Origin of the sequence: Mesorhizobium sp. M1A.T.Ca.IN.004.03.1.1 (assembly GCF_003997555.1) — a bacterium.
Classification (GTDB): domain Bacteria; phylum Pseudomonadota; class Alphaproteobacteria; order Rhizobiales; family Rhizobiaceae; genus Mesorhizobium.
Genome location: NZ_RZTV01001069.1, coordinates 1 through 237, shown reverse-complemented (window position 1 = coordinate 237; position 237 = coordinate 1). Strand labels below are relative to the sequence as shown.

At 54.0% G+C, this 237-nt stretch carries 1 protein-coding gene; it reads right to left on the bottom strand.

The genetic code is table 11. From position 1 onward, the window contains the following. Positions 1 to 200, bottom strand: a 200-nt coding sequence (locus EOD29_RS34950) for a response regulator (protein ID WP_348630481.1), incomplete at its 3' end; no start/stop codon positions are given. Positions 201 to 237: the final 37 nt, after the last annotated feature.

The window sequence follows — 237 nt, the reverse complement described above, 5'->3', positions numbered from 1 at the left end:
ACCAAGTCCGGTTCGAACGGTTTGGCAATGTAAACATCTACTTCGCATCGATAGCCCTGCAGTTGTTCAATAAGCTTGCCCCGGCCAGTCACCATAATCACTGGCGTATCGCCGCGGCGCCTGATTTCAGCCAATACTTCAAAGCCGTCCCGGCGGGGCAACGAGATGTCGAGAATGACGAGATCCGGTTTCAGCTTCATATGGTGCGCAAGGCCTATTTCTCCATCGGAAGCCTCC